The 12,934-nt window shown below is 60.2% G+C and carries 11 protein-coding genes; 6 read left to right on the top strand and 5 right to left on the bottom strand.

The window, feature by feature from the left end; all coding sequences use genetic code 11:
- The 4 genes from BLQ92_RS03885 to acnA all read left to right on the top strand — a co-directional run.
- Positions 1-460: citrate/2-methylcitrate synthase (locus tag BLQ92_RS03885; protein WP_280517434.1), on the top strand; the 460-nt coding region annotated here is incomplete at its 5' end.
- Between the two features lie 102 nt (positions 461-562).
- The gene (locus BLQ92_RS03880) at positions 563-1,078 is read left to right on the top strand and encodes a hypothetical protein (RefSeq protein ID WP_090681802.1); all 516 of its coding nucleotides are present in this window, start codon (positions 563-565) and stop codon (positions 1,076-1,078) included.
- A gap of 25 nt (positions 1,079-1,103) precedes the next feature.
- Complete coding sequence (locus BLQ92_RS03875) at positions 1,104-2,555, top strand: bifunctional 2-methylcitrate dehydratase/aconitate hydratase (protein ID WP_090681799.1); 1,452 nt, start codon at positions 1,104-1,106, stop codon at positions 2,553-2,555.
- A 40-nt stretch (positions 2,556-2,595) separates the two neighbouring features.
- On the top strand, positions 2,596-5,313 hold the full coding sequence (gene acnA, locus BLQ92_RS03870; RefSeq protein ID WP_090681798.1) for an aconitate hydratase AcnA: 2,718 nt from the start codon (positions 2,596-2,598) through the stop codon (positions 5,311-5,313).
- 186 nt (positions 5,314-5,499) lie between these two features.
- Here acnA and BLQ92_RS03865 read toward each other — a convergent pair whose 3' ends face one another.
- The 5 genes from BLQ92_RS03865 to BLQ92_RS03845 all read right to left on the bottom strand — a co-directional run bounded on the left by BLQ92_RS03865 (position 5,500) and on the right by BLQ92_RS03845 (position 10,953).
- Positions 5,500-6,360, bottom strand: coding sequence for a prolyl hydroxylase family protein (locus BLQ92_RS03865; RefSeq protein WP_090681796.1), 861 nt, complete (start codon positions 6,358-6,360; stop codon positions 5,500-5,502).
- Between the two features lie 186 nt (positions 6,361-6,546).
- Positions 6,547-7,620, bottom strand: coding sequence for a hypothetical protein (locus tag BLQ92_RS03860; RefSeq protein WP_143016503.1), 1,074 nt, complete (start codon positions 7,618-7,620; stop codon positions 6,547-6,549).
- The gene (locus BLQ92_RS03855; protein WP_175772180.1) at positions 7,617-9,179 is read right to left on the bottom strand and encodes an ATP-binding protein; all 1,563 of its coding nucleotides are present in this window, start codon (positions 9,177-9,179) and stop codon (positions 7,617-7,619) included. The genes BLQ92_RS03860 and BLQ92_RS03855 overlap by 4 nt, the downstream gene beginning before the upstream one ends.
- A gap of 18 nt (positions 9,180-9,197) precedes the next feature.
- Positions 9,198-9,827, bottom strand: coding sequence for a response regulator transcription factor (locus tag BLQ92_RS03850; RefSeq protein WP_090681791.1), 630 nt, complete (start codon positions 9,825-9,827; stop codon positions 9,198-9,200).
- A gap of 64 nt (positions 9,828-9,891) precedes the next feature.
- On the bottom strand, positions 9,892-10,953 hold the full coding sequence (locus BLQ92_RS03845) for an OmpA family protein (protein WP_090681789.1): 1,062 nt from the start codon (positions 10,951-10,953) through the stop codon (positions 9,892-9,894).
- A gap of 387 nt (positions 10,954-11,340) precedes the next feature.
- Between BLQ92_RS03845 and BLQ92_RS03840 the strand changes: the two genes are divergently transcribed.
- Together BLQ92_RS03840 and BLQ92_RS41230 are read left to right on the top strand one after the other, a co-directional pair.
- Entirely contained in the window at positions 11,341-12,615 is a 1,275-nt protein-coding gene (locus BLQ92_RS03840; protein ID WP_342342384.1) for a tetratricopeptide repeat protein, read from the top strand.
- 9 nt (positions 12,616-12,624) lie between these two features.
- Positions 12,625-12,930: a glycosyltransferase family 9 protein gene (locus BLQ92_RS41230; RefSeq protein ID WP_342342385.1), complete on the top strand. Its 306-nt coding sequence runs from the start codon at positions 12,625-12,627 to the stop codon at positions 12,928-12,930.
- Positions 12,931-12,934: the final 4 nt, after the last annotated feature.

Genomic DNA, 12,934 nt, shown 5'->3' with positions numbered 1-12,934 from the left:
CGCGAACGAGGTGGCATTTGAAATCCAGTCGCGCTACACGAGCCCCGACCAGGCCGAAGCGGACATCCGTCGCCGCGTCGAGGCCAAGGAAGTCGTGATCGGCTTCGGCCACCCGGTGTACACGATCTCCGACCCGCGCAACAAGGTGATCAAGGAAGTGGCGAAGAAGCTCTCGAAGGAAGCCGGCAGCACGAAGCTGTTCGACATCGCCGAGCGGCTGGAGACCGTGATGTGGGAGGTCAAGAAGATGTTCCCGAACCTGGACTGGTTCAGCGCGGTGTCGTACCACATGATGGGCGTGCCGACGGCGATGTTCACGCCGCTCTTCGTGATCGCCCGCACGGCGGGCTGGAGCGCGCACATCATCGAGCAACGCATCGACAACAAGATCATCCGGCCGAGCGCGAATTACACCGGTCCAGAGAATTTGAAGTTCGTGGCGCTAAATAGGAGAAAATAGCGTCCGCTGTGCGCTTTCAGGGCGCGTGCAGTTCCACCCTGGCGGCTGCCTGTACCCGTAGCCGCGCACTGTTCAACCGATATAGATAGAAAGGCTAACTCCATGAAAAAGCTGCTGATCGCCGCCGTTGTCGGCGCCTTGTCCACGACGATGCTGATCGCCACGACGGACGCTTCCGCACAAACGGCGTCGGGCACCGCCGCGACCACCACCAAGAAGGCCGTGGCGAAACGCCCGGCTCCGAAGCGCCTGATCAAGCGTAAGGCGAACCCGGCCAAGGAAGCGAAGGTCGATCCGGTACCGGACGGCTCGGTGAAGTGGGCATGTAACGAAGGCCTGTCGTTCGAACTGAAGGGCGACATGAAGCGCGACCAGATCGTCACGGTTCACTGGGCGAACAAGAACTACAACCTGCCGCGCGAAACCACCACGACGGGCGCTGACCGCTTCCACGACGCCGCTTCGGGTCTGGACCTGGTCGTGATCCCGACCAAGGCAATGTTGTTCTCGGACAACGACGGCTCGCGCCTCGCCGACGAGTGCAAGACGCCGGAAATGGCACAAGGCGCACCGGCTCCGACGCAGTCGAACGAGCTGATCAAGAACCCGAGCAACTAAGTTTCCTTTCCGAGGAAAAGCCCCGATGTCCGCTCCGATATCCAACGTACGGCCCGACCCGGACAAAGTCCTGGTCGAGATTGCCGATTACGTGCTGGATTTCCCGATCGACAGCACGCTCGCGCTGGAAACGGCGCGACATTGCCTGATCGATACGCTCGGCTGCGGACTCGAGGCGCTCACCTATCCGGCATGCACCAAGCTGATGGGACCAATCGTGCCGGGCACGATCGTCCCCAACGGCGCCAAGGTGCCGGGCACGCCGTTCCAGCTGGATCCGGTTCAGGCCGCCTTTAATATTGGCGCGATGATCCGCTGGCTGGACTTCAACGACACCTGGCTTGCCGCCGAGTGGGGCCACCCGTCGGACAACCTGGGCGGGATTCTCGCCACGGCCGACTGGCTCTCGCGCACCGCCATCGCCGCCGGCAAAAAGCCGCTGACGATGAAAGACGTCCTGATCGGCATGGTCAAGGCGCACGAGATCCAGGGCTGCATCGCGCTGGAAAACTCGTTTAACAAAGTCGGGCTCGATCACGTGCTGCTCGTGAAGCTCGCCTCGACCGCCGTAGTTGGCCAGCTCCTGGGCCTCACGCGCGACGAGCTGATCAATGCCATTTCCCTGGCTCTCGTAGATGGCCAGGCGCTGCGCACCTACCGTCACGCGCCGAACACCGGCTCGCGCAAGTCGTGGGCCGCGGGCGACGCCACCTCGCGCGCCGTGCGTCTCGCGCTGATCGCGAAGACCGGCGAGATGGGCTATCCGTCTGTACTGACCGCGAAGACGTGGGGCTTCTACGACGTGCTGTTCAAGGGTCGCGAGTTCAAGTTCCAGCGCCCGTACGGCTCGTACGTGATGGAGAACGTGCTGTTCAAGATCTCGTTCCCGGCCGAGTTCCACTCGCAAACGGCAGTGGAAGCGGCCATGACGCTGTATGCGCAACTGCGCGCAGCGGGCAAGACGCTGGAAGACATCAGCAAGATCACGATTCGCACACACGAAGCGGCGATCCGTATCATCGACAAGAAAGGGCCGCTGAACAACCCAGCCGACCGCGACCACTGCATCCAGTACATGATTGCGGTGCCGCTGATCTACGGCCACCTGACGGCCGCGGACTACGAAGATTCCGTGGCGCAAGACCCACGCATCGACGCGCTGCGCGACAAGATGAGCTGCGTGGAAGACCCGCAGTTCACCAAGGATTATCACGATCCGGAGAAGCGTTCGATCGCCAATGCACTGACGGTCGAATTCAACGACGGGTCGACATTCGACGAGGTCATTGTCGAATACCCGATCGGACACAAGCGCCGCCGTGCAGACGGCATCCCGTTGCTGGTCGAGAAGTTCAAGACCAACCTCGCGCGCAAGTTTCCGGTCAAGCAGCAACAAGCGATTCTCGATGTGTCGCTGGATCAGGCAAGGCTCGAAGCCATGCCGGTCAATGAATACGTCGATCTGTATGTCATCTAGTTCAGTACTGTAGTTCCGCGATCAAACCAAGGAAAACACCATGGCCCACAACCTCCACAAAACGCTCAAGGAATTCGACAGCGGTTCCGGCAAAGGCAAGTTTTATTCGCTGCCGCAACTCGGCAAGGCACTGAACATCAAGATCGACCGCCTGCCGGTTTCGATCCGTATCGTGCTGGAGTCGGTGCTGCGTAATTACGACGGCAAGAAGATCGCCGAAGAACACATCACACAACTGGCAAACTGGAAGCCGACCGCTGCGCGCGTCGACGAAATCCCGTTTGTGGTTTCGCGCGTCGTGCTGCAGGACTTTACCGGCGTGCCGCTGCTCGCCGACATCGCAGCGATGCGCGGCGTCGCGCAACGCGCCGGCAAGAACCCGAAGTCGATCGAACCGCTGGTCCCGGTTGATCTGGTGGTCGACCACTCGGTGCAGATCGATTACTTCCGTCAAAAGGATGCACTCGACCTGAACATGAAACTGGAATTCCAGCGCAACAACGAGCGCTACCAGTTCATGAAGTGGGGCATGCAGGCATTCGACACGTTCAAGGTCGTGCCGCCGGGCGTGGGTATCGTTCACCAGGTGAACCTCGAGTACCTCGCACGTGGTGTGCACAAGAAGGCCGACGGCAGCGACACCGTGTACTACCCGGACACGCTGGTGGGCACGGACAGCCACACGACGATGATCAACGGTATCGGCGTGGTGGGCTGGGGCGTGGGCGGCATCGAAGCAGAAGCAGGCATGCTCGGCCAGCCGGTGTACTTCCTGACGCCGGACGTGGTGGGTGTCGAGCTGAAGGGCAAGCTGCGCGAAGGCCTGACGGCAACCGACCTGGTCCTGACCGTTACCGAACTGCTGCGTAAAGAGAAGGTGGTCGGCAAGTTCGTCGAGTTCTTCGGCGAAGGCACGAAGTCGCTGTCGCTGCCGGACCGTGCAACGATCGGCAACATGGCGCCGGAATACGGCGCAACCATGGGCTTCTTCCCGGTCGACGAAAAGACCATCGAGTACTTCAAGGGCACGGGCCGCACCGACGCAGAAATCTCCGCCTTCGAAAACTACTTCAAGGCGCAGAACCTGTTCGGTATTCCGAAGGCTGGCGAAATCGACTACACCAAGGTCGTCAAGCTCGACCTCGGCACCGTGACGCCGTCGCTGGCGGGCCCAAAGCGTCCGCAAGACCGTATCGAAATCGGCCACGTGAAGTCGACCTTCGGCGACCTGTTCTCGAAGCCGGTCGGCGAAAACGGCTTTGCCAAGAAGGCTGCTGATCTGGACGCGCAATACACGACGAGCAACGGCGTGAACGTGAAGAACGGCGACATCCTGATCGCTGCCATCACGTCGTGCACGAACACGTCGAACCCGAGCGTGCTGCTGGCTGCTGGTTTGCTGGCAAAGAAGGCTGTGGAAGCTGGCCTGACGGTCGCTCCGCACATCAAGACCTCGCTGGCTCCGGGATCGCGTATCGTCACCGAGTACCTGACGAAAACGGGCCTGCTGCCGTTCCTGTCGAAACTCGGCTTCGAACTGGCTGCTTATGGTTGCACGACCTGTATCGGTAACGCGGGCGACCTGACGCCGGAACTGAACGAAGCGATCACGAAGAACGACATCGTTGCTGCAGCTGTGCTGTCGGGCAACCGTAACTTCGAAGCGCGTATTCACCCGAACATTCGCGCCAACTTCCTGGCATCGCCGCCGCTGGTTGTGGCCTACGCGATTGCAGGCAACATCACGCGCGACCTGATGACTGAGCCGGTTGGCAAGGGCAAGGGCGGCAAGGACATCTACCTGGGCGACATTTGGCCGACCAGCGAAGAAGTCAACGAGTTGCTCAAGTTCGCGCTGGACGCAGAAGCGTTCCGCAAGAACTACGCACAGCTCACCAAGAAGGGCGACCTTTGGAGCAAGATCGAGGGCGAAGAAGGCCAAGTGTACGACTGGCCGAAGTCGACCTACATCGCTGAGCCGCCGTTCTTCGGCAAGGACTTCTCGATGACGCCGGCTGACAGCATTGCTGCTGTGACGGGCGCTCGCGCACTGGGCATCTTCGGTGACTCGGTCACGACCGACCACATCAGCCCAGCTGGCTCGATCAAGGAAGACTCGCCGGCAGGCAAGTGGCTGAAGGCAAACGGCGTGCAGAAGGCCGACTTCAACAGCTACGGCTCGCGCCGCGGCAACCACGACGTGATGATGCGCGGCACGTTCGCTAACGTCCGGATCAAGAACCTGATGATCCCGGCGAAGGCAGACGGTACGCGTGTTGAAGGCGGCCTGACGATTCATCAGCCGAGCGGCGAACAACTGTCGATTTACGACGCAGCGATGAAGTACATCGACGCGGGTACGCCGACTGTTGTGTTCGCGGGTGAAGAGTACGGTACGGGTTCGTCGCGTGACTGGGCGGCCAAGGGTACGCAACTGCTGGGCGTGAAGGCTGTGGTTGCTCGCAGCTTCGAGCGGATCCACCGTTCGAACCTGGTCGGTATGGGCGTGCTGCCGCTGCAGTTCAAGGGCTCGGATAGCGTGCAATCGCTGGGGATTACCGGCGAAGAGACGTTTGATGTTGAAGGCCTGGGCGACGACTTCAAGCCGCAGCAGGAAGTCACGCTGGTGATCAACGGTAAGGACGGCAAGACGAAGCGCGTGCCGGTTCTGCTGCGTATCGATACGCCGATCGAAGTGGACTACTACAAGCACGGCGGGATTCTGCCGTTCGTGCTGCGTTCGCTGCTGGCTGCTTAAGCACCCGGCGCGTGATGTAGACGCGAAAGCTGTTTTGCAGGTGCTGCGTCCTTGTGGAAAGGACGCAGCCGATTTGAGAGCCCGACTTTGGTCGGGCTTTTTTTTGTGAGTCATCGGGAGAAATGGTGACTCGGTGGACCCTGTTGAACTGGACACACACGGTTGTGTCGGTGCCCAGCTCGCTCGTCAGCGCCCGAGACGAATTTCCAAAGGGCGCTCGGTGACCCACTTTGTTACGATCCACTTCTCTCCAGCCAACACCGGTGCGCCCGCGTGCAAGGTCAATGGGTCCAGTTGCCGAAGGGAATTCATATACCGGAAATACACCGCTCTACCTTGCCTCGCAGCAACGGATAGCCCCAGTAGCGGAAATTGAGTTGTACCGCCTTGTGGCACATCGTTCAGGTAGACGATAAGCGTCGCAACCCGTTGCCCACCATCTTTACCGCGAATAATCGCACCCCGTTGTTGTGGGGAGTAGTAGTCATGATGCGGCTTATATTCGCCTGTCACCTTGTAGCGCTGGACTTGCAAGGTTTCGCCATTCTCCACTGGCCAATTCATCAGGCTCGCGAAACGTTGCTCGATACGCTGTATGAATGCGTCCTCACCCGGAGCCAATCCAGCGGTATCGCTAGTGCGAATGCTGTTGTAGGCGCCAGCGCCGGTAGCCGAACGTTTAAGCCTGGGTCGCGAACGCTCGATTACCTCGGCGCACTCCTCTGGAGAAAGGACATTATCAAATGCGATGATTTGCGGGCGCTCGCAACGCATCGACACGGTGACGTCACGGTCGAACGCGCGAACGACATTGCCCGCAGCGACGGGGCATGCGTCATATTGATACTCACCGGGACGCGTGGCTTCTACACCCATCGACGACGGCTCATTTGACTGAATGCCTTTGAAGGTTGCCCGGATTACGCCACTCGCCACCCCCGGTTCAAAACCTTCCTTGAGCATGGCTTCAAACATGGACTGGGGATTACAACCGCGGTTTGCATGGTCGGTCAGCCATTCCTCGACGGCCGGATTGATGTCTGGCATAGATATTTCGTCCAACATTGAATTTGGTCTTTCAGCGCGGAGTCCTATGGGCAACTTGCTAAGAAAGACCAGATGATAGGTCTCGCATTTGTGGTCGAATGCGAGACGATTCCTATATGCACCGAGCGGTTCGCGTACGCATCGGGCGAAAAATTCACAGCGCCCTAAGGTCGCCTCGTACAGCTTTTACTGCCCGCTGCCACCAACATGGAAGGCGGTGGGATCGTCGGTGATCCGGCGCTGCGTCATGTGGTCGTTCCAGCTGCTGTCGCCGGGTACCGGCGCGGCCTGTCGTATCGTCGGAGCAGGACGGAGTTGCTGGGCCGACCAGTTCAGCCACGGCGCGTTGTCTGTTGAAGCGCCACTATGCGAATGCGACGTGCCAGCAGTCCACTCCGGCTGCTTCGATACGGCCGGTTGGGTCACCGGCCGCGTTGCGCGGTTCAAGGCCACACGCTCCTTGACGTGAGTTTCGGACAGGCGTGCCACCTTGACTCGCTTCGGCGGGGTTGTCGGTGACGTCGCCGTGTCGTCTTCATGAGCGGAAACCTGCACGGTCTGCCGCGGCAAGACTTGAGCGGTCTGCTTCGGCTCAGCTGGCGAAAGTGCTGCAACGTGACCAACCTGCTTCGGTACGAGCGAAGGCAACGGCCCTGTCTGGGCAAGCTGGCTTATTGACGCGGCCAACGGCGCATCAGCATCGGCCGGCTTCGCCGCCACATTAGTAACCGCGCTAGCTGCCGGTGGCGAAGTCTTTTCGACCGCAACCGCGGTCTGCGTATCCGCAACGGCCGGTTTGGCTACCGGCTTTGGCGAATCCACGTGCGGGCTCACAGCTGACAAGACCGCGGGCGCCAAAGGCACCGCTTTGGCCTTCTCCGCTTCCTTCATCGAGCACGTGACCAGCAACCATGTCAACGCTATGGTGCAACCAGCAAAAATTGCCCCGGCGAGCAGGTGATCCGAGCGCGACGAGCGCGGGCGAGCCGTGTTCATCTCCAGATAACGCTTCGCCTCCGCCAGCGCGGCATCCCAGCGTCCGGTATCCACGCGTTGCGGCGGCGCCTTGTAAAAGAGAACGTGCTGCACACCCGGGGGAAAGCGGTCGAGCTGCGCAGGGGCCGCGGTTTCACGCACGGCCTGATGCACCGCTTCGCGCATAACACGGCGACGGATGCCAAACGGCGGCGGCAACCCGTCGTAAGGACGCGGCAGCGGTATCGTCAGATCGCCTTCGATCAAGGCCATCGGTCGAGTCATGACAGGTTGCTCCGGTGTGGGTCGATCGCGCGGTCGAGTTGCATCATCAGCGCTTCAATACGCTTTGTGAGTGCGTCAATCGCGCCCGCTTCGGGTTTGGGTTGGGCTACGCTGGCGCGCCTCAACATTTCCATCAAGCTGCGGGCGCCGACCAGGCCGACGGCTCCGCTCAATCTGTGCAGCGAAGCGCGCAGGCCGCCAACGTCGTCGAGATCGCGCAAGCGCCGCATCTGCAGCAGATCGTCGCGTATTGATTGCAGCCAGGCACGCGAAAACGTTTGGAGGTCGATACCTTCGTTCGATAGCGCCTCGAGATAGCTTCGATCAAACGATTCGCTCGACGGGTCGGCTACCGTATCCGCCGGCTGTGGTTCGACGGCCTGTTGGGACAGCACATAATCGGCGCGAGCCGGCGCCATAGGCTGGCGGGCGTGCTCGATAGCGAACGACGCACTGAAGGTGCTGCAGGTACCGAAGCCTGGCTCGCTGCCCACCGTGAGTTCACCGCGCATCTGTCGCGCCAGCCGCTGGCATAGTGCAAGGCCGGACACATTCTCATCATGCGTCCCGTCGACGCGTGCGCCGCCGTCGAGCGGCCAGGGTAGTTGTGCTTGAATCGCGCGAGTGGAACGAGCGGCGTTGGCCCCCACATCCCGCACACTGATAAAGATGCGCTGCGAACCCGCGTTCAGGCGTTCTGCTCGCGCGGCAATCGTAATCTGGCCATGTTCGGTAGCCCGAACAGCGCGACTCACCAGATGGAAGAGAATCTGCCCAACCCGGGCACCGTCGGCAAGGATGCGCGTGGCGATCGAGCGGTCGATACTCACGCTCAGATACAAACCCTTCTGCGCAGCAGCGGGTGAGAACAACGCAACGACACCGTCGATCAGTTCACGCAAGTCCGTCAGACTTTCATCAAGCACAATATCGCGCGATTCAACCGGCGAGGGCGCAAGCATGTCCTCCAGTGCACGAACACAAGTGCGTAATGCAGACTCGATCCTTCCTGCCAGCGGACGGTGAGCCAGCGGCAAAGAAGCGCCATTGAGAGCCGCGAGCAGACCGGCTAGCGCGGACAACGGACCGCTCACGAAATGGCGCATGGCCGTCTGGATCCGATCACGCTCCTGGGTGGCGACGACCGCCGCCTGCGCCTCACTCACTGCCCTCGCAGCCTGCTCGCGTGCTTCGACGGCCTCATACCGGCGCTGCCATTCGCTCTCGGCACCGCGCGCGGCCTCAGTGGCCCGACGCAGCAGCGCACTCGCCCTACACCAACCGCCCAAGGCGAAGACCGCCAGTGCCCCCAGCACGAGCACCAAGGCCAACAAGCCACACCATGCGATAGCCGCATGACTGAGGTCAGCGGACGGTACGTGCGGGTTGGCGTTCACTTCCGTCCGGGTGTTGGCGCGAGCCGACACGACGCACAACAGCGTGAATGCAAAGATGCTGCCGAACACGGTCGCATAGCGGATCGAGGCCGTGCGCGCTGTGTGGGAAAAGCGACGCGCGCGATCCTGCGCGCGCGCCCGGGAACCTGGCAGGTTCGTCATGTCCATACTCTGCCTAACTCAGTCGATCAGCTTTTGCAGCGTCGCAAATTCGATCAGCCCTGCCAGTGAAGACAGACCCAGCTTTTCCTGAATGCGGCTCTTGTATGTACTGACCGTTTTGTCGCTCATGAACAGCGCGTCGCCGATCGTTTTGTTCGACATACCCTTGGACAGCATTTGCAAGATCACAAGCTCCTTGTCCGACAGCAGCTTGAGCTTATCTTCCTCCCCCGCCTCCGACGGCGACATTCCGGCTGCACCCGCACCCATCGGAAAAACGGTGTAACCCGCCAGCACTGCTTCGACGCCCCGCACGATCTCCTTCATCTCCTGTGACTTGGCGACGAAGCCTTGAGCCCCCGAGCGCATCGCTCGCGGTGCAAACGTAACCGGGTCTTGGCCCGATAGAACCAGCACACGAATCGACGAATGGGCGAGCTTCAGGCGCGGGATGACATCAAGCCCGCTGATGCGCGGAATATCGAGGTCGAGAATGGCAATATCGGGCAAATGCTGCCGGGCCAGTTCAACAGCCGCCTGCCCGTTGTCGGCCTCGATGACGTCGCCAACGCCTAGCAACTGCAAGAGATGAGTTTTGATGACCAGCCGTAACGCGGGGTGATCATCGACAATCAAAATTGTAGCCATACTTTTGTTATCCTAAATACGTTTCTGCGGATCTGAAGTCGAGATCACGCAGAGCGACTTGACGTTATTCCTGCCCACGGACGAATTCGATTTCGACACGGCGGTTCGGCGCAAGACACTTCACCAATTCATCGCGGTTCGTTTGAGAGCATTCGGTAACCTGATTCTCCTTGCCACGTCCCTGGACCGTGATAGGTACCGTGACACCGTGTTTGCGCAAGTAGTCCTGCACCGTTTGCGCGCGCTGCAACGAGAGTTTCTGGTTGTATACGTCGCTACCCAGACGATCGGTGAAGCCGTTGATATTCAACTGGCTGATACCCTTCACCTGTTTCATGCCCGCCGCGACTTTATCGAGCTGCGCCTTGCCGGCCGGCAGCATCCCCGCCACGTCGCCACTGTTGAAACGGAATGCCGAGTCGGCTCTGAGCGTGATGACCTGTACGGCTGAGGGTGCCGGTTGTTCCTGCGTAGACTGCTGCGGCGCGGCGCACCGCAAAGCTGCTTGCGCCGATTTTTGCAGTTCACTTTGAATACCCGGTACCGCCTTTTCGGCAGCGTCGAAATTGCGCGCCCATGCGAGATGCCCAGCATGGATCAGTTCGACCTCGGCACAAGCGAGCGGCTGCTGCGCCTCTGGGCAACGTGCCGTGGCCGGATCGCTCTTGATCACGTTGACGATCTTCCACAGGTCAGGACGTACCGTCGACACCGTGCGCAATTCCGGATTAACGGCGGATAGCGTCGAACCGTTTTCCAGGCCGATGGTAATCATCGCGGCTTGTCCGATGGCTTCTTCGACGAAACCCCAGTGGTCATGTGCGCGCCATTCCTGCTGCCCGGCATCGATCCAGCATTGCGCCTTCGCATGGAAATAACTGCTCTTGTCACCGGGAAGTTTGTCCAACCGCTGTTGCAGAGCAGCCAGTGCTTCGCCACCGCTTGTGATCGGCGAGTAAGTGCTCAGCCATTGGGGTGTCGGCGCTCCAGCCGCTGCGTCTTGTGGTGTGCCAATACCGGTCTTTACAACGGTGGGGTCTTCGATACCGAGTCGGTCCCGGGCGGCCTGTCCGGCGCAACCTGACAACGCCAGTGCGCATGCCAATATCGTTAGTTGAAATTTCATGGGTTCCAAACGCAAAACGCATTCCCTTATAAGAAGGTTTGCAGTATGGACAGGCAAAAGCGGGGGCGGAATGGGAAGATTCTTAGAGTGGTGTCGGATAGCGTAGGGCCTTTGGGACGGACGGTCGCTCTGCACAAATCTGTTGGGCGTCCACGCTTCATGCGATTGCATGAGAACCGATTTTACGCACCACAGGTTTCGGAGCGGTCTTAGAGACGCAAGAGGGCACGGCTTGCATACTTGTCAACCGGTACAAATCGCGTCTCCAAACTCTCATTGCGCAATCCGTAAAGCATTTGTCACGCCCACGAGTTACAGATTGCCGCTTCGGTCCCCCTGCTTATGGCAACCCGATTGACGGCTCATCGCACAACTTGCGAACCGATCATGTCAATCCCCTCACCTACATCGTCTGACGAACTCGCCACTTTGCACGACCAGCCTGTAAAAGCCTGTCAGGCCGGTCAATTCGACATGGCCAAGAAGCTTCTTGACCAAATCCCTCTGCGAGATCCCGAGCATGCCGCACTCCTGCACACTTGCGGTACGTTGGCGCTCAAGGCAGGCGAACTCGAATTGGCAAAAAAATGGATCGAACAATCGATCCAGATTCGCCCCGATCCGCATGTGTACAACATTCTGCATATTGCTCAAGCCAAATTGGGCGCGTTCGCCGACGCTATACAGAACGCCCAGCATGCGGTGGCACTCGAGCCCAACATCCCTGAGTTTCACTACAACCTGGCGGTGACGCTAGAACAACAGGACCGTATCGAGGAGGCAGCAACCAGCTATCGTCGAACGCTTGAAATCGAACCAGGCCATCGAGCGGCACGCACCCGTCTTGCCACCCTCGCCATGGGTCTTGGTGCGACTGACGAGGCCGAGCAGCACTTTCGGCACGCCCTCGCTCTTACCCCGACTGACCAGACTATTCGCTTTGGGCTCAGCCAAGCCCTACTCACTGCGGGCCGCTACGAGGAAGGCTGGTCTCATTTCGAAGCTCGCTGGACCGACGACGTGAATGCAGATCGGCGTGTTCATGCGCTGCGCCATCAACTGCCACTCGCTCAATGGACAGGTGATGTTCCCAATGCAGCCAATCGAGTCGAAAAGGTGCATAAACGGGGGGCGCGCCTCGTCGTGATCCCCGAACAAGGCTACGGCGACAACCTGCAATTTGCTCGCTATCTGCCACTGGCCCTCGAACGCTTTTCGCACGTAGGCTACATATGCCCACGCGCCTTACGCCGGCTCTACCAGGAATCACTCTGTTCGCGGTGGCCGGGCCTCGTACTGGTGGATCCTACCCGTGGTGGCCCGCGCGACTGGGACTGGCATTGCCCGTTGATGTCGTTGCCTATGGCGTTCGGTACCCGGCTGGACAACGTTCCAGCCAGGATCCCCTACCTCTACGCTCACACCAGGCGTGCTGCCCGATGGGGTACGAAACTGGCCACATTGCCGGAGCCGAACATGCCGCGCATTGGCCTGGTGTGGGGCGGCAATTCAGGCTTTCCCATGGATCGGGAACGCAGTCTGACGTTCACGCAAATTGCCTCGCTACTCCCGCTGCCAAACCTACGCTGGATCAGCCTGCAAAAGATCAATGACCCGGCAAAGCGCTCCGACCGCGCAAGCCACGCACGTCTGATCGACTAGACAGACGAAATTACGGATTTTGCCGACACCGCCGCGCTAATCGCGAACCTCGACCTGGTGATCTCCGTCGATACCTCCGTGGCCCATCTCGCTGCAGCAATGGGCAAACCCGTCTGGCTGCTCAACCGCTTCGCCGGTTGCTGGCGCTGGCTGCGTGACCGGGAGGACAGCCCGTGGTATCCCACCGTTCGCATCTTCACCCAGTCGCAGCGAGGTAACTGGGACGAAGTGCTGGCGCGGGTCGCCGCCGCCCTGGTGCAGCACTTTCCGTCACAAGGCAGATATCGCGACGAGTTCCCGCCCTTGGTCACCTAGGAAA

The organism is Paraburkholderia phenazinium (assembly GCF_900100735.1).
In the GTDB taxonomy this organism is placed as follows: domain Bacteria; phylum Pseudomonadota; class Gammaproteobacteria; order Burkholderiales; family Burkholderiaceae; genus Paraburkholderia; species Paraburkholderia phenazinia.
Note: the sequence above shows the minus strand (reverse complement) of the source record. Positions and strands in the feature narration are given on the sequence as shown.